Source organism: Spirosoma endbachense (genome assembly GCF_010233585.1).
In the GTDB taxonomy this organism is placed as follows: Bacteria; Bacteroidota; Bacteroidia; order Cytophagales; family Spirosomataceae; genus Spirosoma; species Spirosoma endbachense.
Map to the genome: position 1 here is coordinate 3,195,227 of NZ_CP045997.1, position 26,452 is coordinate 3,221,678.

At 47.7% G+C, this 26,452-nt stretch carries 23 protein-coding genes; 11 read left to right on the plus strand and 12 right to left on the minus strand.

Annotation, left to right across the window (positions count from 1 at the left end; all coding sequences use genetic code 11):
- Window positions 1-86 precede the first annotated feature (86 nt).
- The 5 genes from GJR95_RS12720 to GJR95_RS12740 all read right to left on the minus strand — a co-directional run bounded on the left by GJR95_RS12720 (window position 87) and on the right by GJR95_RS12740 (window position 5,657).
- Entirely contained in the window at window positions 87-989 is a 903-nt protein-coding gene (locus tag GJR95_RS12720) for a 3-keto-disaccharide hydrolase (protein ID WP_162386223.1), read from the minus strand.
- A gap of 166 nt (window positions 990-1,155) precedes the next feature.
- Window positions 1,156-1,824, minus strand: coding sequence for a class I SAM-dependent methyltransferase (locus GJR95_RS12725; protein ID WP_162386224.1), 669 nt, complete (start codon window positions 1,822-1,824; stop codon window positions 1,156-1,158).
- Between the two features lie 403 nt (window positions 1,825-2,227).
- Window positions 2,228-3,022, minus strand: a complete 795-nt coding sequence (locus GJR95_RS12730) for a helix-turn-helix domain-containing protein (RefSeq protein WP_232541170.1) — start codon at window positions 3,020-3,022, stop codon at window positions 2,228-2,230.
- Between the two features lie 80 nt (window positions 3,023-3,102).
- Window positions 3,103-4,185, minus strand: a complete 1,083-nt coding sequence (locus tag GJR95_RS12735) for an aldo/keto reductase (protein ID WP_162386225.1) — start codon at window positions 4,183-4,185, stop codon at window positions 3,103-3,105.
- 281 nt (window positions 4,186-4,466) lie between these two features.
- Window positions 4,467-5,657, minus strand: coding sequence for an asparagine synthetase B (locus GJR95_RS12740; RefSeq protein WP_232541277.1), 1,191 nt, complete (start codon window positions 5,655-5,657; stop codon window positions 4,467-4,469).
- A gap of 380 nt (window positions 5,658-6,037) precedes the next feature.
- On the opposite strand from GJR95_RS12740, the gene GJR95_RS12745 reads away from it, so the two are divergent.
- The 4 genes from GJR95_RS12745 to GJR95_RS12760 all read left to right on the plus strand — a co-directional run bounded on the left by GJR95_RS12745 (window position 6,038) and on the right by GJR95_RS12760 (window position 10,373).
- Window positions 6,038-8,581 carry a M1 family metallopeptidase gene (locus GJR95_RS12745; RefSeq protein WP_232541171.1) on the plus strand — a complete coding sequence of 848 codons (2,544 nt, stop codon included), beginning with the start codon at window positions 6,038-6,040 and terminating at the stop codon, window positions 8,579-8,581.
- Window positions 8,582-8,583: 2 nt separating this feature from the next.
- Window positions 8,584-9,498, plus strand: coding sequence for a helix-turn-helix domain-containing protein (locus GJR95_RS12750; protein ID WP_162386227.1), 915 nt, complete (start codon window positions 8,584-8,586; stop codon window positions 9,496-9,498).
- A gap of 71 nt (window positions 9,499-9,569) precedes the next feature.
- Window positions 9,570-10,037 (plus strand): hypothetical protein, encoded by a 468-nt coding sequence (locus tag GJR95_RS12755; RefSeq protein WP_162386228.1) that lies wholly within the window; start codon window positions 9,570-9,572, stop codon window positions 10,035-10,037.
- 18 nt (window positions 10,038-10,055) lie between these two features.
- The gene (locus GJR95_RS12760) at window positions 10,056-10,373 is read left to right on the plus strand and encodes a DUF3817 domain-containing protein (RefSeq protein WP_162386229.1); all 318 of its coding nucleotides are present in this window, start codon (window positions 10,056-10,058) and stop codon (window positions 10,371-10,373) included.
- 19 nt (window positions 10,374-10,392) lie between these two features.
- Here GJR95_RS12760 and GJR95_RS12765 read toward each other — a convergent pair whose 3' ends face one another.
- Together GJR95_RS12765 and GJR95_RS12770 are read right to left on the minus strand one after the other, a co-directional pair.
- Window positions 10,393-12,393 carry a M56 family metallopeptidase gene (locus GJR95_RS12765; protein WP_162386230.1) on the minus strand — a complete coding sequence of 667 codons (2,001 nt, stop codon included), beginning with the start codon at window positions 12,391-12,393 and terminating at the stop codon, window positions 10,393-10,395.
- Window positions 12,394-12,399: 6 nt separating this feature from the next.
- Complete coding sequence (locus GJR95_RS12770) at window positions 12,400-12,804, minus strand: BlaI/MecI/CopY family transcriptional regulator (protein ID WP_162386231.1); 405 nt, start codon at window positions 12,802-12,804, stop codon at window positions 12,400-12,402.
- A 179-nt stretch (window positions 12,805-12,983) separates the two neighbouring features.
- Between GJR95_RS12770 and GJR95_RS12775 the strand changes: the two genes are divergently transcribed.
- Complete coding sequence (locus GJR95_RS12775) at window positions 12,984-14,528, plus strand: serine hydrolase domain-containing protein (protein WP_162386232.1); 1,545 nt, start codon at window positions 12,984-12,986, stop codon at window positions 14,526-14,528.
- A gap of 84 nt (window positions 14,529-14,612) precedes the next feature.
- On the opposite strand, the gene GJR95_RS12780 is transcribed toward GJR95_RS12775, so the two are convergent.
- The gene (locus GJR95_RS12780; protein ID WP_162386233.1) at window positions 14,613-14,915 is read right to left on the minus strand and encodes a hypothetical protein; all 303 of its coding nucleotides are present in this window, start codon (window positions 14,913-14,915) and stop codon (window positions 14,613-14,615) included.
- 149 nt (window positions 14,916-15,064) lie between these two features.
- Here GJR95_RS12780 and GJR95_RS12785 point away from each other — a divergent pair, with 149 nt between their 5' ends.
- From GJR95_RS12785 to GJR95_RS12810, 6 genes are all read left to right on the plus strand, one after another.
- Window positions 15,065-15,769, plus strand: coding sequence for a lysoplasmalogenase (locus tag GJR95_RS12785; protein WP_162386234.1), 705 nt, complete (start codon window positions 15,065-15,067; stop codon window positions 15,767-15,769).
- 197 nt (window positions 15,770-15,966) lie between these two features.
- Window positions 15,967-17,469: a catalase gene (locus tag GJR95_RS12790; protein ID WP_162386235.1), complete on the plus strand. Its 1,503-nt coding sequence runs from the start codon at window positions 15,967-15,969 to the stop codon at window positions 17,467-17,469.
- Window positions 17,470-17,904: 435 nt separating this feature from the next.
- Window positions 17,905-18,585, plus strand: a complete 681-nt coding sequence (locus GJR95_RS12795) for a response regulator transcription factor (RefSeq protein WP_162386236.1) — start codon at window positions 17,905-17,907, stop codon at window positions 18,583-18,585.
- Window positions 18,585-19,970: a sensor histidine kinase gene (locus tag GJR95_RS12800; RefSeq protein ID WP_162386237.1), complete on the plus strand. Its 1,386-nt coding sequence runs from the start codon at window positions 18,585-18,587 to the stop codon at window positions 19,968-19,970. Before GJR95_RS12795 ends, GJR95_RS12800 begins: the two co-directional genes overlap by 1 nt.
- Window positions 19,971-20,046: 76 nt before the next feature.
- On the plus strand, window positions 20,047-20,997 hold the full coding sequence (locus GJR95_RS12805) for a hypothetical protein (protein WP_162386238.1): 951 nt from the start codon (window positions 20,047-20,049) through the stop codon (window positions 20,995-20,997).
- A gap of 195 nt (window positions 20,998-21,192) precedes the next feature.
- The gene (locus tag GJR95_RS12810; protein WP_232541172.1) at window positions 21,193-22,233 is read left to right on the plus strand and encodes an endonuclease/exonuclease/phosphatase family protein; all 1,041 of its coding nucleotides are present in this window, start codon (window positions 21,193-21,195) and stop codon (window positions 22,231-22,233) included.
- A gap of 74 nt (window positions 22,234-22,307) precedes the next feature.
- Here GJR95_RS12810 and GJR95_RS12815 read toward each other — a convergent pair whose 3' ends face one another.
- The 4 genes from GJR95_RS12815 to GJR95_RS12830 all read right to left on the minus strand — a co-directional run bounded on the left by GJR95_RS12815 (window position 22,308) and on the right by GJR95_RS12830 (window position 26,382).
- The gene (locus GJR95_RS12815; protein WP_162386240.1) at window positions 22,308-24,467 is read right to left on the minus strand and encodes a xanthine dehydrogenase family protein molybdopterin-binding subunit; all 2,160 of its coding nucleotides are present in this window, start codon (window positions 24,465-24,467) and stop codon (window positions 22,308-22,310) included.
- Window positions 24,454-24,648, minus strand: coding sequence for a hypothetical protein (locus GJR95_RS12820; protein WP_162386241.1), 195 nt, complete (start codon window positions 24,646-24,648; stop codon window positions 24,454-24,456). Before GJR95_RS12820 ends, GJR95_RS12815 begins: the two co-directional genes overlap by 14 nt.
- Before the next feature lie 108 nt (window positions 24,649-24,756).
- Window positions 24,757-25,236: a hypothetical protein gene (locus GJR95_RS12825; protein WP_162386242.1), complete on the minus strand. Its 480-nt coding sequence runs from the start codon at window positions 25,234-25,236 to the stop codon at window positions 24,757-24,759.
- A gap of 318 nt (window positions 25,237-25,554) precedes the next feature.
- On the minus strand, window positions 25,555-26,382 hold the full coding sequence (locus tag GJR95_RS12830) for a tyrosine-protein phosphatase (protein ID WP_162386243.1): 828 nt from the start codon (window positions 26,380-26,382) through the stop codon (window positions 25,555-25,557).
- Window positions 26,383-26,452: the final 70 nt, after the last annotated feature.

The following is a 26,452-nucleotide window of genomic DNA, read 5'->3' on the forward strand; positions in this document are numbered from 1 at the left end:
TTTGACTTGGAGCCGTAGAGCCGTGCCACGGTTATAACAAGTGGATCAGTAACCGTGGCACGGCTCTACGGCTCCAAGTCAAAGACCTACTTATATCGACACTGCGTATTATCTGATTTCAGAAAATAGGACTTGTAGTTCAGCGCTTTCGGATCGGTACAACCCTTCAGATTAAGCACTTCAACGCTTTTGAAATCAATTGGATGGCTTTCGGCCTGAAGAGCAATGTAGCCCTCGCTCAGAGGCGTGTTGGCCCGGCTAACCCAATAGGCGGCTGCTTCCTGGCTGAAGTGTCCGGCGTTCCAGTCGTGATCACGGCTGACAAACCCACCACCAACCTGTGTTTTTTCGTAGGTCAGAACGGTGTCCCTGCCAATCAGATGATGGACTATGGAATCGCCCAGCACAATGGCCGACGATGTTACCCACTGATCGCCATTGTAGGTTTTAGAATCGGAGTCGATGCAGTGTTCGGCCCGGAGTTTGCCACCCATGTGTACTTGTGTACCGGGCGTACACAGATTGGCGGTATGACGCTCTCCTTTGTCTAATCCGCCCAGTAATTGCAATTCCAGCGATACAGGAAACGTCTGCCCCAGCGATAAACTCGAAGCCGACTGCGAATGTACCATGACCCCGCTATTCCGAACATTCCACGAATCTCCGCCGGGCGTCTGGTTGCCAACGAAACGGTATGTAAACCGGACGATGTAGTATGAAAAGGGCGTCTTGTAATACATGTGCCCATATTTCCCATCGAACGTTTTGTATTGGTCGTAGGCAATTCGAAGCACCCCGTTTTCGACCCGGAAGGTATTTTTGTAATTATCATTCAGGGGAAGCCCGGCAATCTTGATGTCCCAGTCGCGCAGGTCCTTGCCGTTGAATAGTTGAATCCACTCCTCTTTACTGGCGTTGGTCTGTGCAACAACAGGAAGAGACATCATAAGCAGGACAAGACTGGCGAACACACGTACGACTACGTTCATAAATCAGCGTTTTTCGGGAGAATACGCTTACCAAAGGCGATTGGCAAGCATTGCCTACTGTTGCAGAATGGAGTGATTTCGTCAATCCTTTCAACCTGCCGCAACAAATGTTGACAATTGGTCTCTTGATTTGTGAGGATTAACGACCTGATAACAATCGATCGGCTTACGGCTTTCTTTGCTGTTTGGAGCATTCAAGCACAACCGCCGACTGAAAGCGGTCCGGGTCCTCTACATAGCGGAACATCGGATCGGTCGAGTCGTTAAATGCGCAGGGCCGGATACTGACAAAACCAGCGGCTTGCAGTTCGTTGGTTAACGAATGGCGATCCCACATCCACAGATGGTGCGAATTACCCAACAAAGCCGTTAGTATGCCCTTCGCCCCGCGCGGACGACTCTCGACACCCAGCATGGCGCGTTCACCCCAGGGTGATAAAAACCGGTGACTCGCCCTGGGGTCGCCCGATTCAAGTTCGGCAACGTATTGTCGGGCATACGTCTCCAGGTCGGGAACGATGCAGCGAAATAAACCACCCGGTTGCAGAATGGTATACGTATTTTTCAACGCCTTCCGGAAATCGTTCAGACAAAGGTGTTCCAGGATGTGCGAACTATACACACCCAGACAGGAATCGGCTGGTATGGGCAATCCCGTGATAATATTACCAATACGGACATTGGCGGGGAACGTGCAGGGGAGCTGATTTTTAAGCAAACGGCCCAATAAGGGTATTTTTTGAATACGTAGGGTTGGGGAGGTGTCAAAGTTAATCCATTCTGTGGGTGCCGATAACCCACAACCATATTGTACGTATAATCCCTTTTGGCTCATAGTCTGCTGGTTTTCAACCCTAAAGATAACAGGCCGTAACTCATTGACACGGTAGTCTCGTTGAGTTAAATGAAATTCTGAAAAATCGTTTTTAACGAACTACATAGCCAGGCAAGATCCGTTTTTAGTTAGCAGTAAGCCGAACCAAAAAGGCATGGATTAGCCATTAAGTCGTTCTATTTCTATGGCAATGGCAACGATCATCCGTTGTTATCCGCCTGAAATCGGACCCGTATTAGCCGTTGCGACCTATTGCGTAAAAGTATAGCCACTTTTTGTAGTCGCTTTACTTATTCGGGACATTTTCTATCAAATTTGGGACAGTGGGCGAGTGGGCAGCTTTACACTAACTGGCAAAACGATGGGACCAGCCGTATTGGTCAATCTGGTGATTTCAGAATCGCTATTTTACCAAAGCATTAGGAGGATAGCCAAACTGTTTTTTAAATGCAAAGGAAAAATGCGAGAGGTTTTCGAAACCTACTTCAAAATAAACCTCTACTGGTTTCCGCTTTTTCTCCGTCAGCTGATAATGCGCCAGTTCCAGCCGTTTCTGAGTAAGCCATTTCTGCGGTGTCGTATTGAATGCCTTCTTAAAATCACGTTTGAACGTGGTGAGACTTCGGCCGGTCAGGTAACCAAATTTTTCCATGGTCATATTGAACATAAAATTCTTTTCCATAAAATCGGCCAGGTCGATTTTCCCCGGTTCGCCAAAATAAGCCAGCACGGTATCGATGCGTTCATCGATGTTCTGGAGAATTGAAATAGCCTCTTCCACCTTTACGGAGATAATGGTTTCGGGCACCAGTTCCATCTCAAAGTAGGGCAGTAGAGAAGCAAAAAAGCTTTCGAGCAACAGGTGTTTATCGAACGTTTTGATTTTGGGCCTATGTGATTGTATTGTTTTTACGGGATGCTTCAGATAGTATTCCCGCAACCGGTCTGGCTTCAGGGAAATCGATATCGATTTGTAAGGACGGCCATCCTTCGGTCGTTTAATAACAGCGGCCGGGAGGTCGCGGGGCAATAAAAATGTATCACCGGCCACGAACGCATACGTCTGGTCGGCTTGTACGACACGCATTTCTCCGGAAAGAATCCGGATCAGGGCATGGTCTTCAATTATGATTTCACTATGAAAGTGCTTTTCTACTTCACAGGAAAATACGATATCAGCATTACTATTTTTCTCCACAATTTCCCCAAATTGACCAATTACGAAGGTAAAACCAAAAGAGAGATGCCTGCTGTATCTCTCTTTTGGTTTATGCGTTTTTAATATTTTCCTACTTGCAGCGTTGCCAGTTGTGGTAAAGCGGGTGGTGTCACTCCATTAAGGTTAATACCACCGTGCTGAAACATTTGTGTGGCCGCTTTATTGGCATTTACGAATGAGACTGGTGGCATACTGAGGTTATCTAAAGCAGCAATTTCAGCTTCGTTTAACCCAATGGAAATAGCGGCTGCATTTGCTTCCAGCTGGTTTATATTCCTGACGCCAATAATAGTTGAGCAGACACCCGAACGACTTAACACCCAGGCTAATGCAACAGAGGCAACTGTAGTGTGATGTGCATCCGCCAATTCTTCCAGCTTATCAATAATGGCCAGTTCATTCTCTTTCAAGGGTGCTTCGTCACCGGTTTTTTGTCTGCGGCTGTCGTCCACCATCCCGTTATTCCGGCGATTATATTTCCCGGAAAGCAATCCACCGCGCAACGGCGACCATGTAGTGATGCCAAGCCCCATTTCCTCAGCCATCGGCATCAGTTCATCCTCAACCCTTCTTTCCAATAAAGAATACTCAATTTGCAGACCGACAAATGGTGTCCATCCCTTAAAATGAGCCGTCATCTGCGCCTGTGCAATCTTCCAGGCGGGTGTATTGGAAACACCGATGTATCGGACTTTCCCGGCCGAGACCAGGTCGTCCATCGTTCTCAGGGTTTCTTGCAGGGGTGTGTTCCAATCCCAGGCGTGTATCCAGAGCAGATCAATATAATCGGTTTGTAAGCGCCGTAAAGAATGATGAACATTTTCCAGAATGGCTTTTGCGCCACTACCACCACCATTTGGATTACCCGGAAAAACATTGAATCCAAATTTGGTAGCAAGTACCATACCGGTACGGATGGACGACTGGCTGCCAACGACATTGCCAATTATTTTTTCTGAATGATTGTTGGAATAGATGTTTGCGGTGTCAATAAAATTGCCGCCCAGTTCCATAAATCGTTTGATGATTTTTTCCGATTCGGCCTCGTCAGCACCCCAACCCCAATCATCTCCTAATGTCATTCCTCCAAGACAGATCGGACTTACCCGCAGCCCTGACCTTCCTACTGTTTTGTAATTCATCTCCTTTTGTTTGTGTTAAATACCAGGCAATTCGACAGTTCATCTTGCGTACAGAGCAGGGCTCTGTTTCTATCAGTTTCTGCCGTTTTGATGGAACAAAAGTAGGCGACGCCCAGGCAATCAACTTTGTTTTAAAGACCGATTTTACTTTGTTTTAAAGGCCAGAATAATTCACAAAGCTGGTAAGTATCGAAAGCGTTACGCCAGATAAGCACAAAAACACCAAAAGGCCGATTACTATCAGCCCTTTGGTGTTTTTGTGCTTATCTGGCTGTATCGCCTTATGTCTTCCGTTTCTTCTTGCGGGCCGATGGAAAGAGTACGTTATTGAGAATCAGCCGATAGCCCGGCGAATGAGGATGTAGATTCAGGTCCGTCGGGTTACGAAAGTTCCCCCCGCCCCCACCGCGTGCTCCTTCCGGATCATGACCGCCGTAGAATGTCCACTGTCCTCGGCCTACTTCACCATAGATGTAGCGATCGGAGGTTTTACCTTCACCCATTACCAGACTACTCGGCTTGACAGCTCCCTTTCGGAAAGCAGTTGTCTGCCCGAAAAATTCTTTGATAATCGACTCGTGGTTCTGCGTGAGCATGGCCGGAATAACATCCCATTTGGCCGAGAAATTGAACAGTTCAAAGAAACCGCCCGGCTGATCGAAACCGCGTCCACCCGCCGAGTTAATGTCGGAGAAAGTCGAAAAACCGCGGTAACCATTGTCGCCTTCCAGCGTAAAATTTCCGAAGGCTAACGTTTTTGTAAAATCCAATTTTTCCTGAGCGTCGGGATCAGCTCCATCGCCATCGTAGGCGCTGCCTACAATGTCGACCCCTTCGGCGGCCAACGCAATATCGAGCGTTTCGGCGGCCGAACACATAGCAAACAGGTAACCTCCACCGGCGCAGAATTCCTTAATCCCTTTGGCAACGGCCAGCTTCATCTGTGATACTTTCGAGTAGCCATATTTCCGGGCAATGTCTTCCTGCGCTTTTATATCGGCCAGCGATTGCCGATGCATGTTGCGGCCGTATTGACCGGTAAAATCCTCGTGGTGTAAGTGAAGCCAGTCATATTTGGGCAGGTCGCCTTTCAGTATTTCTTCATCATACACGAGTTCATACGGAATTTCGGCATACGTCAGCACCAGCAATACGGCATCGGTATTCTCGAACTCCGCCGGGCTAACTTTAATCGGTGAGTACACGATAATTTTAGCCGCCTTCTGCAACGTCACGACGTTCATGTTCAGATCAGGATCAGACAGTTGCTGCCTGATCGACGCGGCTTTGGCATCCGATATGGCTTCGAACGAAACACCCCGAACGCGACATTCTGTTTCAACAGCCTGCGTCTGCTTAACCAGAAAACTACCGCCCCGATAATTTAACAGCCAGTCAACATCTTCGCCGTCTTTCAACACTTTGTAGGCAATGCCGTAGGCTTTGAGGTGATTGCTCTGCTGGTTATCCATCGGAATCAACACCGAACCAGCTCGGCTGGTAACAACCAGCAGAAGCAACAGGAAAGAGAAAGCAATTGATCGGAAACGGCTGAAACGAATGCCGTAACCAGCAGATAAAGGATTTATTTCGGCTGTATTCGACCAATCACCACGAAAAGTAAGATGCCATTTCATAGTGTGCATTATTTTTGACCCAACGTTGCGAACTCACTGCCAAACCAGGTTTAGTTTGTAGCTTAAGGGTTTGTTGTTTATCATTTCCGGTTGATCGGCCGTCAATGAGCGATAATCAACAAACTTTGCACTTCCTTCAACTACGTAAAATGGTCTGGAACTCTCCACGAAATACTCGTTACGGCATTACTGCAAGCCTACTCTATGTACTTACTATGCTTTCTGGTCACCACCCTGTACTTGCTCAATCGCCACCGGTCGAAACCGGTGTATCGCAGGCTTTGGCAAAAACCCGGAAGCAAACCATCAGTAAAGTGACTTATGCTTTAAAGTTCGACATTCCGGAGCAAAAAAACCAACCTATTCCAGCGAGTGAATCAATTACATTTAACTGGGTGGCCTCCCGCAATAGTAAAAATGAAACTACGGCTTCACTTCAACTTGATTTTAAGGAAGAACGTGCTCATTTGCAGTCAGTTTCTATCAACGGAACCGTCATTCCTATTGTCTTTGAGAGCGAACATTTGCTAATTTCTACTGCTTTTCTGAAACCGGGAAATAATACGATTTCGATTCAGTTTACGGCAGGTAATTCATCACTTAACCGTAACGATGAATACCTCTATACATTGCTCGTTCCTGACCGCGCCCGAACGGTGTTCCCCTGCTTCGATCAACCGGATATAAAGGCCTCGTTTCAACTGTCCCTGACCGTTCCGAAAGGCTGGCAGGCCATGACAAATGCTTCCGTAAAGGATTCATCGGCAACGAGCGGCCGAAAGACGATCAACTTTCTAGCTTCGGAAGTCATCCCGACGTACTTATTCTCGTTCGTAGCCGGTAAATTCACGCCCATTTCCCGGACGATGAAAGGTCGACCGATGACGTTACTTCATCGCGAAACGGATACGACCAAAATCAGGCTCAGCCTGGACCCGATCTTCAATCTCCATGCTGATGCCTTAACGTTTCTCGAAGACTATACCCAGATTCCTTACCCGTTCCGGAAGTTTGACTTCGCAGCCATTCCCGATTTCCAGTACGGTGGGATGGAACATGCGGGAGCCATCGATTACAAGCTGTCGAGTTTATTTCTGGACAATGGGGCTACCCGCGATCAGAAATTGTCCCGCGCCACGCTGATTTCGCACGAAACGGCCCATATGTGGTTCGGCGATCTGGTAACGATGCGCTGGTTCGACGATGTCTGGCTAAAAGAAGTGTTTGCCAACTTCATGGCCGACAAAATCACCGAAGTTTCCTCGCCGGATGCGAATTATGATCTTCAGTTTGTGGTCGATCATTTCCCTGCGGCCTATGCCGTCGATCGTACCGAGGGGGCCAACCCAATCGGGCAGCCACTGGCAAATTTGAAAGAAGCCGGTACGCTTTATGGCGGCATCATCTACCACAAAGCGCCCATTATGATGCGGCAACTGGAGCGATTGATGGGCAAAACAGCCCTGCGCGACGGGTTGCGGGCGTATCTCAAAAAATATGCCTTCGATAATGCTACCTGGGCCGACCTCATTGCCATTCTGGACCCTTACACGCCCACCGACCTAAAAGCCTGGAATCGGGTTTGGGTCAATGAAACCGGTCGGCCAACATTCACGTATCAGCTCGATCAGAAGGCCGGCAAAATCAGTCGATTCGTTATTACGCAGAAGGGAGAAGATGGCTCGAACCGGTTATGGCCGCAGGGTTTTGAGGTTTCGCTGGTTTATCCGGATCGAGTCGATGAACTGACCGTAGCCATGACGCAGTCGCAGATCGAGCTGCCGGAGGCAGTCGGCAAATCGGCTCCTTCTTTCGTGGTATTCAATTCATCGGGGCAAGGGTATGGGCTCTTTCCGGTCGATACAGCCATGATTTTGCAACTGGCTTCGCTTAAAAATCCGGTAACGCGGGCTGCGGCCTACATTAACCTCTACGAAAATATGCTGTCGAGGCAGGTGATCGACCCGGCACGTTTAGCCAAAATCTACCAAAGTTTACTGGACAAAGAACCGGAAGAACTGAATCTTCGCCTGTTAACGAGCCAGTTATCGGACATCGTCTGGAATTTCACGAAACCAGACCAGCGCCTGACCCTTGCAGCGAGCGTTGAGCAGGATACCTGGCGCGCAATGGAACGGGAAACCGCTTCCGGCAAGAAGAAGTTACTGTTCCGTCTGTATCAGGCCATTGCCTCCAGTCCAGAAGCCCGCGACAGGCTCTATACCATCTGGAACGACCAGAAAGCACCAGCGGGCGTCACGCTTACGGAAGACGATTATACCAGCCTGGCTCTCGCTTTGGCGGTACGTGACTATGCGGCCGAGGGCATTCTGGCCAGGCAATTAATCCGGATCAAAAACCCGGACCGGAAGAAACGGTTAGAATTCATGATGCCCGCTCTATCATCCAACGTTGCCGAACGTGATGCTTTTTTTGCGTCGTTGTCCAGTGAAACAAACCGCGAACGGGAAGCCTGGGTAACGGCCGCGCTGGGCTATCTGCACCATCCGTTACGGGTACAAACCTCGGCAAAATACCTCGCGAAGAGTCTGGAGTTACTGGAAGAAATTCAGCGAACGGGCGATATTTTCTTTCCGGAATCATGGCTTCGGTCCATTCTGTCAGGCTACCAGACGCCCGAAACGGCGCAATTGGTACGTAAATTTCTGGCAGAACGGCCAACCTATAACCCACGTCTGCGGGCTAAATTGCTCCAGGCAGCCGACAGTCCGTTTCGGGCCAGTAAATTACTGTATTAGCCATGACGAACGGTGATGTTTTTCCGGCCATTAGTCCAGAGATGGCCCGCGAACGGTTTCTGATAAAAAACGAATCGTGGTCAGAGCGGTTTAAGGACAATTTTAACCAGTTCATTATTGCACCCCTTGAGTATAGCTGGCCGGTCATTAAACTTCCTCTTCCTCCTTCCCGAACCAGCAATCACGCCCTGATTATGCTTACGAGCGGTCAGGTCGATCTGACCGTTGGTCATCAGGCGTATACACTCACCGGGCAGGACCTGGTTCTTGTTCCGGCCTTACAGATTTTCACGTTAAACGCCATTCGTAACGATTCGGTGGGGTTTATGTGCTTTTTTAGTCAGGAATTGGTGCTGAGCACGGTTGGCGATGCCGATTTTGATTTTCTAAAACTGACCAGCAATCCCCATATTTCGCTGTCGGCCCAGCAAACGACATTCGTAAACAATATTCTGGATCGACTAACGATTGAATACACCGAAAACGGATCGGCAAAAACGGACCTGATTCGACCCTACCTTTTAGCGCTGCTTACCGAAATCAACCGGGTGTACACGGGTGCCGTCGCGACAAAAATCGATGCAGGCGACCGGCTCGTGCAGCGATTTATGGATTTGCTCACGACGCAAATCCGCGAAACACGATTAGCCAGTCAATACGCTGAACAGTTGAATGTCAGCCCAAACCACCTCAACAAAGTAATCAAGAGCCGAACCGGCAAATCGCCGTCGGTATGGATTGACGAACGGGTTGTCCTGGAAGCTAAAGTATTGTTGTTTCAATCTGGCTTAACTATAGCTCAAATTGCTCACGAGATGGGCTTCGACGACCAGTCGACGTTTGGCAAGCTTTTCCGAAAATATGCGCAGGTTAGTCCAACTGATTTCCGTCGAATGATTGATTCAGACCAATCTTAGCCGGTTTGCGACTATTTATAACAAGTCAGACTGACAGAACTTTGCGTCGATTTACCTGACTTGTCGCTTCAATGATCTATCCTATTCTTTTAGTTGTTCATAACGCCCTGCGCTGGCTCGTGTTCGGTAGTTTACTGGCATCCCTTGGCGGAAGCTATTGGGGCTGGGCAAAAAAACGTACCTATGGGCCTATTGACCAGACACTCCGTGTTGTTGCTACGTCGCTGGCACACACACAATTACTCGTTGGTTTCTATCTTTACGCCAAAAGTCCCATTGTCAGCTACTACTGGAAATTCTCGCCCGACGCCAGCCAGTCGCCCGAATTTCGTTTTTTTGCCCTGATTCACATTAGCCTGATGATTATATCGGTAGTTATTATGACCATTGGGTCAAGCAAGGCCAAACGCCAGCGATTGGCCCAACAGAAATTTAAAACAACTGCGCTTTATTTTACCATCAGTCTCCTGCTTATTTTAGTCGCTATCCCGTGGCCTTTTTCGCCCCTGGCAGCACGGCCCTGGCTTCGTTCATTCTAATTCGTTAACATACCAGCTATGCATTTCTTCAATTCGCCCAAAATCCGATTACGCTTCGTCAGTTTCGCAGAAGGTCTTTCGTATGTTCTGCTGTTATTTATCGCTGTGCCTTTAAAACGAATTGGTGGCCATCCGGAAGCAGTACAGATCATCGGTCCGATTCACGGCTTACTCTTTGTGATGTATGTCCTGACCGTCATTCAGGCAAAAACAGAATACGGCTGGCCATTGGGTAAAACAGCCTTAGCGCTGCTGGCGTCCATTATTCCCGGTGGTACGTTCTATGCTGATTACAAAGTCTTTCGCCACCTACCGGCAACAACCGAACAGGTATGATTTTGGGCTTCGCGCTACGTCATAAATCGCCTTTATCCAGAAATATACCAGAGCCAGTCATCTGTACGGGTCCATAGTATAGTCCGTATCGGGGTTTTATGTCGTAGTGCGCTTTCAATCGCTGGTGCAGTTCATCCGGCTGTTTCTTTCCGTTCACGATCAATTCGTCTTCACTCAGACCGAACCAATCCACCGACGCCGGATCAGTAACAACCTTTTCATCGACCAGCGTTGCAATTATGCCGCGTACACGCTCCTGATCCCGGCTTATATCCGGTGGCGATGGCCGTTTTTTCGCCGGCCATGACTGTCGTTTAGCCGCACTGTCGGCCTGTGCGATGTATCTTTTTTTGTCGCCGGGCACTTTCCCGATCTTATCTGTTTCGGCAGGCAGTCGTTTTTGTTTACTTACTGGATCGGCCCATTTTTTTTCCGGATTGCCAGTCTTGTTAAACAGTTGCTGATGGTTTGCCTTATTCACCTGGCTTTCCTTCATGCGTTGTAGTTGCTGTTGCCTTTCCGTTTCTCTTTTCAAGTTAGCTCCAGCGATTGCCTCCTGCTTTTGCTGCCTTTTTTCGGCCAATACAGCATCGATCTGACGAAACAAATTCTGGTACTGATTCAGATCTGAATCTGGGACAACACCACCATTTATTACCAGCGATTTAAGCTTATTGTCTACGATTTTCAGCTGATAGCGATTCCCGCTTACGTCGCGCACATCCATCTCCCGGTTCATCATATCCTGATTGTTATTGACAAAAAGAATACTGGTAAACTCTATTGTCGTGTCCTTTGGCAGTTCAGTCTTTACCTTTTCGATGGCTGGCCTGGCGACTGGACGACTTCTGGTGGGCTGTTGCAATGGGGTCGCACGAAGGCCAACCTGTTCATGAATTGGATTTGCTTCGGGTTTGTCATTTGCTGTCGCCAGCCTGTGCTTTTTTATAGCTATTGTAGCTGGTCTACGTTCGGGCTTTGATTCTGGGATCAGGAAGGAGGTCATAACCAGGAGTAATCCGGCTACCAGTGCAATTTTTTCAACCACATTTAACCGTTTGTTTTCCTGTGTAATAATCCGCTTTAAACGATCTACTAACTGTTGACTCCTGAAACCCAGCGGCATAGCAAAGTCGGCGGGCGGGCGGTTGTAGCCCTGAAAAGCAAGCAATGCTTCCAGGTAATTGCTTTTACTGGTCGTCTGAGCCAGTACGATGTCATCACAGCAGGTTTCCCGTTCTTCGCGAATCAGCGCAGAAATCCATAGCAAGGCCGGATTAAAGAAAAAAACTGTTTCGACCAGACTTTGCAGCAGGTTCATGAAGTAATCGCGTCGCCAAACGTGCGCCAGTTCATGCCATACTATTGTTTCGATCTGCTCGGGCGGCAATTGCATCAGCAGGCCCATTGGCAACAAAATAACCGGTTTCATAAGCCCCACAGTTACCGGTACTTTCACCAATTGCGACTGTAGCAAGGTGATCGACTGACGAATGCCCAGCCGCTGGCTAAAGGCTAGTACTTTATGCTGCCATTCTTCGGCGGGGGCATAAACCTGATGCGTTCGGATGCGATGAATGTAGAACAGTCCGCCAATTACGTTCAGGCTTTTCAGTACGAAAAACAGGAACCAGACCGCTAAAATCCAGCCCGATTCACGATTGATGAAGGCGATCAGCCCGTTAACCAGATTTGTATTTCCGACGATTATATCGTTAGGCGGGGTTGATACCGAATTAAATGGAGCAGTGCTTGCTGAGGTCGAGCTAATGACGGGCAGCACTTCCCTGTACATCGTCAGCTCCCGATAGAGGGCAAATCCTGACAACAAGACAAACAACAGCAGGCTACCGCACAAAAGTTGATACCGCAATCGAGACGACGATTTTTGCGTACCGATAATTATTAGTCCGGCAAGCAAGGCAACGATTACGCCTAGCCATAAGGAATGAATCAGTGTCCAGCAAATGGCTTTGGCTATTGGCCCGGACAACCAGTGGGTTAAAAACGGCGCTTCCATCGTATGCTATTGCTTTTGGTCTATTTTTTTCAGTAACTCACGAAACGTCTCGATCTCCTGTGGGGAGATTTTTTTATTGCCTAACAGTTGCATCATCAGATTACCCGCCGAACCATTGAACAACGTATCCACCACCCGATCCAGGAGAAATCCTTTTGTTTTCGCTTCTTCGACGGCTGCCCAATAAATGTGTTTCATCTGACTTTCGTCTTTTTTCAGCAATCCTTTTTCCACCATGATCTGCATTAATTTCAGCGTGGACATATAGATGACTTTTCGGGTATGCTGATTGAGGTGATCGTTTACGAAACGAGCCGTTGAAGGCCCAAACTCCCACAAGATCTGTAGAATCTCAAGCTCCGATTTGGTTGGCTCCGATGGAGCGCTATTTTCATGCTTAGTCGCTTTCATGACACAAACCTAAGAAAGTTTTCTTAATTGTACTAAGAAAATTTTCTTAGCTGCAAAAAAATAATTAACCTTGCCTCGAAGTTTGTCTATCAGCGCTTTAAATATAAGAATAATTTCTTACTTAAGGCGCTCGGATCGACCCTTCATCACTTAATGCTAATCAAAAACCGCTACAGACAATGATGACAAAAACAATGATCAAACGCTTATTGAGCCTGCTCCTGATGGGATTAAATAGTCCCGGCTTTGCCCAAATGCCCGCCCAGACCCAGCACCCCAAAGTTGCCCGGATCGATTCGTTTATAACGGTCCTGGCCGATCACCGCTTATTCAATGGCAGTATTTTAGTCGCCGAGCATGGGAAGATTATTTATCAAAAATCAGTGGGCTATGCCGATTTCGACCGTCGTGTCCTGAACACCGATACGACCCATTTTAATCTGGCCTCTCTGTCCAAGCCCTTTACGGCTATTGCCGTGTTGCAATTGGTGCAAAAAGGAAAAATAAAACCAGACGATATGCTGGCAACCTACTTTCCGGACTTCCCATACCCCACCGTTACTATACGGCATTTGTTAGCTCATACCTCCGGTTTGCCAATTCTCGAGCGTCAGGAAGATGCCTATATAAGTGCCCATCCGGATGAACTTCTAAGCAGTCAAAAAGTCTACACCCATCTGGTCGAGCAGAACAAACCGCTCCTTTTCCAACCGGGTGATAACTGGCGCTACAACAATACCAACTATGTCTTGCTGACTATGCTGGTCGAAAAAATCAGTCGAATACCGTTCGCTACGTACCTGAAAAAAAACGTATTCACTCCTGCTGGTATGACAGGAACGTATGTCCGGGAAGCAGGTATGCGCAATACGATTCGATATACCCGACCGACTCAGTACATTTCGGCCTACCTAAACGTCGATTCGCTGGATCACAACCAGTTTTATACCTATTATCATCTGGGTAGCCTGGCAGGCCCAGGTAATGTTGTAAGCACCATCCAGGATTTATGGCGCTTTGACCAGACTTTATTGACCGGCAAACTGATCAGTCCGGCCTTACTGGAAGCAGCCTTTCAACCAGTAACATTAACAAACGGAAAGATTTACCACATGGGTAGTAGCAGTCGTTCCTACGGTTTAGGCTGGAGCGTTTATAACAGTAAGACGGAGCCTGTCAACAAATTCATTTTTCACGATGGGCATATCGTTGGCCTGACCACCTTTCTGCACCATAACCTCACGAACGATCAAACCATACTCTTTTACGACAATACCGATAATAATCCCATTCAGGTCATGGTTTCCGTTTCTAACCTCCTGAATGACCTTGCTCCTGTTAACATTCAGCTCAGGCAATCGCTTGTCAGGGTATACGGAGAGGCTCTGGTAACGAAAGGGCCCGACTATGCCATTAGCAAATTCAACGAGTTGAAAGATGACAGCAGCCATTATTACCTGGATGAACTGGAAATGAACCGCTTAGGATTTGACTTACTAAAAGCAGCATTGCCTAATCACAATGAGCTGTCTCTGGAGGCATTCAAACTGAACACGCTACTCTACCCGAAAAGCGGCAATACCTATGATAGTTATGCGATTGCCCTGGAGCAAAATGGCAAAAAGGAAGAAGCGGTTTCCATGTATCGAAAATCTATTCTATTGTGGCCAGATAATGAAGACGGCAAGAAGGCATTGCAGAAATTAGTCGGGCAGAAAGAATAAGCTTAGGGTTTCTTTGCCAAAGTTGCCTTAAACAGGACAAGCCGGGCCATTGGCCCGGCTTGTCCTGTTGTGATTATGTATAGACTACTTCACTGCTTCTATAGCCGCAGCGGCTTCGGCAGCAGCAATGGCAGCACCATTCTTTTCCGCATAAGCATCACGCTGGGTCTCAAAGTGAGAGAAAATCTCATTGATTGAATCGACGTTTTCCGCGATTTTCGAATGCATATCGCCCAGATTTTTTTCCAGATACGAATCATTCAGCCCATTCATATTGTCTACTTCAATCTGACTGATTTTAGTAATAAGTGCCGTCTGGCTGTTTTGAAGGTCTTCCAGTTCACGAACAACTTTGTTCATCAACTCAAACTTCTGTGCCTTATCCATGATGGTGTTATTTTTCGTTGAGTGCTTATAGATAAACGCGCTTCCCGGCAAATGGTTTGATAATAGCTTTTTAGATGTCGCTATGGCAACGGTTATCTAAGCCAATTAACCTGTACTTTTGATCAGCCTAAACCAGCCCATCAAACAACATGTCGGCAAAGCCAACCCGCTCATTTACACTTACGTTTGCCGCTATTACCCTGCTCGAAATCATCGGCGATACCCTTTCCAATCGGGTGCTTCACTACGGCTGTAAACCACTAATTATGGCTCTGCTCATTCTTTATGTCCGCCAGTGCTGCCAATCGATTGGCTATTCGGCCTACATACGGTGGTTGATGATCGGCATGGTTTTCGCGCTGATCGGCGATATATTTCTAATGATCCGTGAAGTTGATCTATTCGCCTTAGGACTCGGTGCTTTCCTGTTGATGCAGGTATGCTACAGCAGGGCTTTCTGGTTATCAATGCGTCAGAACAGACAGCGGAGCGGAGCAAAATCGGTCTGGTTGTATGCTGCCGGATTCGCCTTGTACGATACCATCTTTCTAATCTTACTCAGACCTGAATTTGTCGGAAACCCGCTGCTAACCGGACTTTGGTGGCCAGTTGTTGTTTATGTAGTCTGTTTGAGCCTAATGGGCATACTGGCTACCCAACGCCGAAGCTTACCGGGCTTCGCATGGGTAGTAGCTGGCGCATTGCTATTTATTCTTTCCGACTCAACTATTGCCATCGATAAATTCCTCCAGCCTTTTACGGGAGCTGCCTGGATAATTATGAGTACCTACGCAGCCGCCCAGTATCTGATTGTGGTTGGTATGGTGCAGCAGCTGGTTTCCGAGGAGCCCTAAAAAGCGTGATGGCTGATCAGAAGCAGGACATTAGTTTATAGTCTATAAAACTCCCCCCTCTCATAGTCGTTCTCGATACTATAATCAATTAAATCAATTTGATTGATAAGTAGCTTACTCTTACTATTGTCTTGTTAAACATGTCGTCACCCATCTGGCGTGGCTATCATTCACTACTAAACCGTTCGTTTACCCGTATGGAAAACCAACCTAAAAAACTCACTACGGCATCGGGAAGCCCTTATTACGAAAACGAAAATTCCATGTCGGTCGGGCCGCGTGGTCCGCTGTTGTTGCAGGATTATATTCTGCACGAGAAAATGGCTCATTTCAACCGGGAGCGTATTCCGGAGCGTGTCGTTCACGCCAAAGGATCGGGGGCATTCGGAACGTTTACCGTAACCCATGACATCACGAAGTATACACGGGCGAAAGTGTTCAGTGAAATTGGCAAGCAAACACGGACATTTCTACGTTTTTCGACGGTTGGTGGTGAAAAAGGATCGGCTGATACCGAACGCGACCCACGTGGCTTTGCCTTGAAATTCTACACCGAAGACGGCAACTGGGATCTGGTCGGCAATAACACGCCCGTATTTTTCATCAAAGACCCGAAAAAATTCGGCGATTTTATTCACACTCAGAAACGCGACCCGTATACCAATTGCAAGTCGCCAACGATGATGTGGGATTTCTGGAGCCTGAATCCTGAAAGTCTGCACCAGGTTTTGATTCTGATGTCGGATCGCGGCACGCCCGACGGTTACCGGCACATGAATGGCTATGGCTCACATACGTTCTCGCTGATCAATGCTGACAATGAGCGGGTTTGGGTGAAATTTCATTTCAAAACGGCCCAGGGTATCAAAAACTTTGAAAACGATGAGGCTGTAAAAATGAAAGGGCTTGACGCCGATTATGCACAGCGGGATCTGGTAAAAGCCATTGATGGCGGTGACTTCCCGCGCTGGAACGTAAAAATTCAGGTTATGACCGAAGAGCAGGCCAAAACCTTCCGCTGGAACCCTTTCGACCTGACGAAAGTATGGCCACATGGCGACTTCCCGCTGATCGACGTTGGCGTTCTGGAACTGAATGAAAACCCGGAAAACTACTTTGCCGATGTTGAGCAGTCAGCATTTGCTCCGGCCCACGTTGTCGATGGCATTAGTTATTCGCCCGATAAAATGCTTCAGGGTCGTATTCTCTCCTACCCCGATGCTCACCGTTACCGGCTTGGCGGAAATTACGAGCAGATTCCGGTAAACCGCTGTCCTTTTGCCGTTACCAACTACCAGCGCGACGGTAAGATGCGTGTCGATGGCAACGGAGGCCGCAATCCAAACTATTTCCCGAATAGCTTTGACAACATCGTGGCCGACGAGAGCTACAAACAACCGTCCTGGGAATTGGGTGATTCACTGGCAGGCTGGTATGACCGCAATGCACCGGGCGAAAACGACCATTATACGCAACCGGGCAACCTGTTTCGCCTGATGACGCCCGACCAGAAGCGCAATACGATCAATAACATTGTTGGCGCGATGAGCGGTATCGATGGTCCTAAACGCGATCAGATCATTAATTTACAATTGTGTCACTGGTTCCGCGCTGACCTCTCACTGGGGATGAGCATTGCCCAGGGATTAGGCATCAACATGGAAACGATCCAGAATGCAATGCCTGCACAACACGCATAATTTTTAGCTTTCTCTATATGTAAACACGCCGGGCAATTTTGTCCGGCGTTGTTTTTTGCAAAAATTTACTTTATAGTCAGTAGCTGGTATTACCAGAATTTTTATTCATCGATCAGCGCTGATCGTTTACTCTTTCTCCTAATTCCATCGACATAGCTATACCTTTAGTTACTAATTTCTGATAGGAGCGTAACTGCCTTATAGCTAGGCATGTCTACCAATGGAAATCGTTCGTTAGCTCACTGCGAATTGTGCCCATAGGGTCTTGCATTGCCTCGGTGCAGAAAGAACCTGTCTATAACTCATCAGAAAGCCAATAGTAGTCAAACTGGGTAAAAATGGCGGATTCGGAAGTGGCAAAAAGGCCCGCTATTGATCGAAAAAGCTTATCTAATGCTTTATTTCTATAAATTCGACTGCAGAAATAGCAGTAACATGAGAATTCTGATTATTGAAGATGAGGTCAAAACCGTTCAGAGCATTAAACAGGGCCTTGAAGAACATCAATGGGAGGTTGATGTAGCTTATGACGGGACTATGGGTTTTCAACTGGCTTCCCGATCGTCCTACGCACTCATTATATCAGACATTATTTTGCCTGGCATGAACGGTCTTGAGCTTTGCCGAAAGCTGAGAGAATCCGATGTATCTACCCCAATTTTGATGCTGACCGCCCTTGGAACGACCGATGACAAAATCGTTGGGCTCGATGCAGGCGCGGATGATTATCTGATGAAACCCTTTGAGTTTCGCGAACTGATGGCCCGCGTCAGAGCGCTGACCCGTCGCAATAACAGTACGGTTCAAACGACCAATCTACTCAAAATCGCCGATTTGGAATTAAATCCGGATACTAAAAAAGTGGTACGGGCGGGTAAAGAAATCTCGCTGACAGCCAAAGAGTTTCAGTTGCTTGAGTACTTTTTGCGTCATCAGGGACGAGTAATCTCTAAAGTTGAACTAGCGGAGCGGTTCTGGGATCTGACATTCGATACCGGCACGAACATCATCGAAGTGTACATAAATTTCCTCCGCAAAAAGATAGATAAAGACTTCGATCCTAAATTGCTCCATACCCAGATTGGGATGGGATATGTCGTAAAGTTATTGTCGTAATGATCAATATCCGTACCCGGCTCACCTACCAATTCTCCTTTCTGGTAACGCTAATTCTGCTATTTTTCTCGCTTGGTGTGTATTTCTTCAGCAAGCTTTACCTCGAAAAGCGGTTTTTTAAGCGGCTTCAGGATCGGGCCATTACCACAACTACCCTCCTATTCGATTTACAGCAGACCGATAGCACGGTTTTGCGACTCATTGACGCGGCTAATAAAGAACCGCTGCTTAACGAGAACATTTCGGTCTATAATGAAAAAACCAAAGAGGTTCTGTTCTCCACAAACCCGGCAAACACCCAATTCCACGAGCAATTCATTCCGCAGTTCGACTCCACAGCCCAAACGCTGTATCTGCATCAGAATGAGTACCAGATCGTAGCCATCCACCTGACCGGCGGAGGAAAGAGCAGTAACTGGGTGATCGTTAGCGGTATTGACCAGGCCGGAAAAGAAGCGCTGGATGATTTAAAGAAAATTCTGATGGTCATGATTCTGGCCGCCATTCTTTTACTGGGCATTTCGGGCTGGCTTTTTGCCGATCGGGCGCTGGCTCCGATGTCGCGCATTATCCAGCAGGTGAACACCATTTTTCCGGCCAATGTGGCCAAGCGGGTTGAACACCCGAATCGTTCGGATGAAATTGGGTTGCTGGTTGCCACCTTCAATCAATTGCTCGACCGCATCGAGCAGGCGCTGAACACGCAAAAAATGTTTATCGCCAATGTTTCGCATGAGTTAAAAAACCCGCTGACCAAGATCAATTCGCAAATTGATGTCGCGCTTATTCAGAAACGAAATCCGGAGGTTTATGAGCGGACTCTTCAATCGCTCCAGGAAGATACCCGTACACTGATCCAGCTAACCAATACGTTGCTGGAACTGGCCAACACGTCGATTCAGGCCAATGCGATGCCATTTGAGCCAGTCCGGATGGATGAGCTGCTCTGGGAAACGAAAACGCAGTTGCAGGAATGGCATGAAGACTATCGAATCCTACTGACCTTCACCGACTTCCCCGACGATGAAGACGCCCTGATTACACCGGGAAACAGAGCATCGCTCCAGGTACTGCTGATGAATCTGATTGATAATGCCTGTAAGTTTTCGCCGACAAAAACCGCGAAGGTTAACTTTAAATCCAACGGAGGAACGCTCACTATAGCTGTTTCCAACGAGGGCGTCCAGATACCTGAAGCTGATTTACCTTATATTTTTCAGCCTTTCTTTCGGAGTAATTCAACGGCACTGTCGAGCAAGGGGCATGGCGTAGGATTGGCCATTGTTTCACAGATCACCCAGATCCATCAGGGCAACATTGCGGTGCGTTCTACACCCGAAGGAACCACCTTTACCCTGACACTTTCTACTATTTTTTCATTTTAAGGTAAATTTAAGGTCAGCTTAAGTCCTCCTTAAGTTCAGTGTTGTTGCTTTGTGCACTACCTACTGAAAGAGGGCGATGGAAGCAGAAGCGACGAATAATAAGCAGGGAGTATTAAATATGACCATCGGGGCGCTGGCAGGAATTCTGGCTTTGCTGGCCTATCTGTTCATTGGTTCCCGGAACGAAACCCTGGAAGTACAGAAACTACTCACCTCCAAAGTAGAACAATTTGCCACCACTCAGCTTAAGCTCGACTCCATTTCAAACGTACTGGATGAGAAAATTGTCGAAGTGCGTCGGCTTGGCGGCAGCGTTTCCGAACTCGAGCGAATCCGGAGACAGTTAAACAACGACAAGAAGAAACTGAAGTACGATCTCTCCTTTTCGGTTCAGCGATACAATCTAAAAATCAGGGATTATAAAAACTTCCTCGCTCTTCATGAGGATGACAATCGTAAGCTGAAAGACGAAAATGGCTCGCTACTCAGCCGAACCCGCGCCCTCGAAGAGGAAAAGCAAACCATCATCACTGAAAATGAAGGGTTAAAGCACGAAAAGGCAGCACTAGCCAGAACGGTCGTTGATTATTCTCTCCAGAATGCCGACCTGCAGGATAAAGTGACGCTGGCTTCTGCCATGAAAGCGGTCAATGTGGAAGTAATCGCCCTGGCTGCCAACGGCAAAGAACGTCGGGGGGGTATGTATAAAGCGTCGCGCATCGACCGATTGAAAATTGCGTTCATCATGCCGTCGAATCCGCTGGCACTCAAAACGAACAAAGACATCTACGTGCGCATATTAGACACCAACGGGGCTGTTGTCAACGAAAGCGGCCTTGGTGGTGTTTTGTGGTTCGAAGGACGCGAGATTGGCTATAGTACACGCCAGTCAATCCCTTTCGAAAACAATGACCAACAGGTCGATATCTTTTTCCGCCGGGATACTTCTTACAAGCCAGGCAGCTACACCGTAGAGTTGTACTCGGAAGGCATCAGAATTGGCGATGGTCATTTCGATGTAAAGTAGGCAGGGCTGCATTTTGCCGCTCTATTCATTTATCTCAACGTTCACGCTATGTCAATTTTTCACAAATTTGCCGGTCTTTTAATGGGGGTCCTACAGCTACTTTGGGGAACATTAACGAACGCGGGCAGACTATTAGTCAACAGATACCGTCAGTTCCCTATCGCCTATACAACACTCAGCTACTTCTTTTTTACAATGGCTTTTTGTTACTATCCCGTTGTTGGCCATTGGCTGACCGGGTTTGTTATGATGAGCTTACCCCTGGCCATTCCCTGTGGCTTAATTTCCTGCATTTATCTGCTTTACAAACAACAGAAGATGATTGCTACGGCCGGTCTGATCTGGGTTTTATTCTCATTTCTGGTCGTAAAAAGATTGGTAGGAACAAGTGTTGGCGATATCGATATGGGTCAGACACAGACCCTGAAAGTACTGAGTTTTAACAGCGAAACATTTCCAACAAACATCAATAACGGCTTCGATGCCTCTCCGCTGAAGGCCGATATTGCCTGTTTTCAGGAATATTCGCCCAACCAACAGATTGAACGTCAGTATGCGGCCAAAGTAGAAAAGCTGACCTGTTTTGATAAAGATCGGGAAATTGGACTGGCGTTATTTTCCAACTACCCCATTGTGAATCAATATGGCCGTATCTGGAACAGAATTCATGGTCCTGATATCAACGGCTTCCTGTGTGCCGATATCGCTTACGGAACCGATACCATTCGGGTAGTCAATGTGCATCTATGGTCGATGGGCGTTCGGACCAATCAGGCCGTAAGTGCCCTGAAAGCAGGCCATATCGGCCAGTTCTGCTTTGAGGTGATCGATACGTTCCGTCGATTGAAAGAAGGATTTAAAAATCGAAACGAGCAGTTACTGGAAGTCGAATCATACGTAGCGGGCAGTCGCTATCCGGTCATTATTTGTGGCGATTTCAACGAAACGCCGATGGGTTATTCGTACGGAAAGCTTAGTCAAAACTTCAGGAATGCGTTTGAGGAAGCTGGCCAGGGATTGGGCTTTACACTGAACCGTCATCCTTTTTGTGTACGGCTAGACCAACAATTCGTTAGCAGTGACTGGCACATTAAAACCTGTCAGACCCTGTCAGGTATCTCCTTTTCTGACCATTTTCCGGTCGTGGCTCAATACGTGCTCAAAAAATCGTTAGCTATTCCAGCGAATATACTGGCTCAGCGGAAACCGCTTACCCATACAATGGCCAGGAATTGATAGCACGTATACGGTTCTGAGCGAAATTCCTCCTACTACGAGACGAGTGCCTTCTACAAATCTGTTCGCCAACATTAGGGCTTCCCAATATCGTCCAGTCGAATCGGCAGGCGACGAAATCGATTGCCGGTAGCTGCGAAAAGTGCATTCGCAAGCGCCGGGGCGATGGGAGGAACACCCGGCTCACCAGCCCCGCCCATGCTATCCGTACTCGGCACGATATGCACCTCGATCACTGGCATTTCATTCATCCGCAGCATGCGGTAGTCGTGGAAATTACTTTGTTTTACCCGTCCTTTCTCTAGCGTTATCTCGCCATAGAGCGCAGCCGTCAGACCATAGACAATCCCTCCTTCCATCTGGGCGCGAACGCCATCGGGATTTACCGCCAGCCCGCAATCAATGGCACATACGACACGATGTATCCGTATTTGCTGATTGTCAATCGATAACTCAACTACCTGCGCAACATAACTGCCCATTGCCGCGTGAACCGCTACACCACGAAATGTCCCTTTAGGCAAAGTTTTGCCCCATTCCGCTTTTTCGACCGCCAGATTGAGCGCAGCCAGGTGTCGTGGATGATGGTCCAACAGGATACGTCGGTAGGCAACAGGATCTGTTGAGGCAAGCACCGCCAGTTCATCAATCAGCGTTTCCATGACAAAGGCAGTATGCGTATTCCCTACGGATCGCCAGGGCAGGACCGGAACGCCAACAGTAGTAGTGTGCAACTCAAACGAATGATCGGGAATGGCTTCGGAGTAAGGCCCTCCACTCGTTACGGAGCTATAATCGATCCCATTCTGAACGATTACATCGGCTAAGGGTGTGTTCACGAAAAGAGATTGCCCAACAATCCGGTGTTGCCAGGCTACAGGATATCCAGTGGAGCCGACACCAATTTGGACACGATGTACATAAACCGGTCGGTAATAGCCACCCTGAATATCGTCTTCCCGCGACCATACCAGTTTGATAGCCTTGCCGCTTGCTTTGGCGATATGAACAGCTTCCATGATCCAGTCAGAACTAAAGGAACCACGCCGACCAAAACTGCCTCCCAGAAAAGGTGTGTAAAACGCTACCTGCTCAGGCTTTAACCCCAAAAATGCAGCGACTTCGGCCTGATGCAGTAAAGGCGATTGAGTGCCCGCCCAGAGTTCGCATTTGTCGTCAGAAATTTTTACGGTACAGTTCAGGGGTTCCATCGGTGCGTGGGCGAGGTATGGAAAATAGAACTCCGCATCGATCGTTTTAACAGCATTTTTTAACGCGGAAGCCACATCGCCTTTTTTCTGAACGATAACTCCTTCTGTGCTGGCTAACTTTCTGTACTCTTCCCGTTGTGCGTCACTGTCTATAGCCGAGTTTTCGCCAGGTTCCCAGTCAATTTTCAGGGCATCCCGCCCACGTTTGGCGGCCCAGAAATGATCGGCAAGTACAGCAACGCCCGAAGAAATCTGGACTACCTCACGAACACCCTGTATTGCTTTTGCCTGCGTAGCATCAACTGATTTTACGTTTCCTCCAAAAACAGGAGCATGGGCAACAAGGGCTACCAGTAAACCAGGGAACTGAATATCCAGGCCATATTTTGCTTTACCATTCAGCTTGTCGGGGCTATCCAGACGCTTTTGTGATTTACCAATGTACTTCCAGTCTTTAGGGTCTCGAAGTTTAACCGAAGGGATTGGTAACGTTAAGGCTTCGGTTGCCACTTCACCATAGCTGATACGCCGGGCACCAGTTATGACATACCCATTTTCTGTTCTGCAATCCTGCGGCAAGACGCCAAATCGTTTTGCCGCGACACTGACCAACATCGTTCGGGCCGTTGCACCCGCCTGACGATAGCGATCAAATTCAGACACAGTTGACTCCGATCCGCCAGTAGAGCTTCGGATTAAAGGTTCAGTAAAATCAGCCGCCTTTCCCGGAGGGCTGTGTTCTACCTTTATATTGTTCCAGTCACAATCCAGTTCTTCAGCAATGAGCATCGGTAAGGTTGTCCAGATACCTTGCCCCATCTCCACTTTTGACAGACTAATATGAATGCTGTTATCCTCGCTAATCCGCAGAAATGCATTCAGGGTAGCCGTTACTGGCGCAGATACCATGGCTAAGCGCGGAGTAGCGCTGGCAGGTATAACCAGGGAGATTAACAGGCCTCCAGCAGCACAAGTACCGATTTTCAGAAAATCTCTACGATCAATAGGATTAGCTTTTGTCATTTTTGCCAGCTTGTTTAGGCGTTGCGGCAAGATGAATGGCTTTACGGATACGCTGATACGTACCGCACCGGTAAGAGATGCCCGACATGGCCTGGTTACCACAACCGGACAAAAGAAAGTAACCAGTTGAGAAGGAAAAAAAGAGATTGACCACCGGCGTACCAGCAGGGATCAAATGCATTTTTTGGCTGATAATCGTTCCTCATTCCTACAAGGCATGCCTACACCCAATCAGCCATTCGTATCTATTCACAGAAGAGATGGGCATTAAAGCCCCTAAATGGCTTTTTCATTTACCCAATTGACCAATTGGCTCGTTCCGGCTGGTTATCCATGAAATCGGCAAGCCTACACTCACCAATAAAATACCAAGGTTGAGAATAGCATTGGCCAGATTGAACGGACCTCTGGATACGTTGGACAGAGGAACCACTCCCAGGTTCATTACCGCCCAGACGAAGGCTCCGTAGAGTAATCCAGTTAAAACCCAGTGCTGGCGTAGCCACCTTACCTGCCCTGAGAGCAAGACAAAAAACACGGCAAAAAGTGTAGCAATCAGGTAGTGAAAGAAAACACCCCATGCCAGCATTGGCCATCCTCCACTGAAGGCTGCCCGACCAAAAACGCCACTAGCGATGTATGGGAACACGCCCAGCGGGTTTTTACCGGTAGCGTTATAATACAGCCAAAGCCCCGCTATCCCGTCAAGGGTACCGGCTAGCAAACCGGCCTGTAAACAAGTGCGAAGCAGCGATTGAGAACGTGCCATAGTCGAAAATGGAAGAAGGGTTTAGCCTTAAAAGCAAGCTGGATACTGTTTTCTACCGACTTCAACCGACCCATGCTAACTTAGCTGGTCTTCTGGTCATTTCCACTGTAATTTACTCTTTAGCCTTTCAACCAAAAGCGATTCGCTTTTGGTTGAAAGGCCGTCAATTTGGCAAACATATACCTTAGTCCTGTATCAAAAACCCTAAATAATAAGTCGGGCAATGATACGGGCAGACAGGTATCATTGCCCGACTTATTAGTCTAATTGCTTACTCTGCTTCGTTAGTGACATTTTATCCCAACGCCCTGCCCATACCTATTGCACATAGGCGCTCCTTAACTGGGTTAACTTTTTGGGCGTTAATTCCATCTCCTGGGCCAGAAATTTGTCCATTGACCCGTATTGGCGATCAATAGCATCGAAGGTATTTTGCAGATAAGATGGATTAGCAGCCAGCATACTTTTTACTGTTTTTTCATCCATACCCTGTTTGGTCATCGATTGAATTACCTGCTCACGATTTCCCTTCCAGTATTCATTCGTTGCGGCATAGTCTTTCAAAATAAACGGACGATCAACACCGAGTGCCGATAATATCAAAGCCGCTCCGACTCCCGTACGATCTTTTCCGGCTGTACAGTGGAAAAGCAGCGCCTTATCATTATTCAGAGCCAGTAATTGATCGAACATCGGCTTGTATTTTGCTTTAAGATGATCGGTTCGAGCATAAAAAGCCAACATCATTGAATCGCGGTTAGCCGGTTTGGCTCCCATTAACGATGCTGTCGTGGCCCGCGTGCTTTCGCTCCCCGCAGGCATATTAAACCAGGCAGATCCGGCAGGCAATCGGTCGGGGTTCGTCTTAATTTCTTCAGGACCACGCAGATCGCAGACCGTTGCAATATGGCGGTCGGCCAGAATCTTTAAATCGGCATCGGTCAGCTTGCTGATATCAGCCGAACGATAGAGGTGCCCCCACTTTACGTGATGACCATTTTGAGTTGGGTAGCCGCCCAGGTCGCGAAAATTGCTGGCTCCTTCGAGAACAACGGCTCGTTTTGCATTATAGACCAGGGTATCGTTATTCTGACCAAGTGCAATACTGGAAACAAGGATGCAGAAAAAGAGTGTGAGCTTCTTCATGAAAATAAGATTTATAAAAAGTTGGAGAACTTTTGAAAAACCTATAAGGTCTTTTTGAGACCTTATAGGT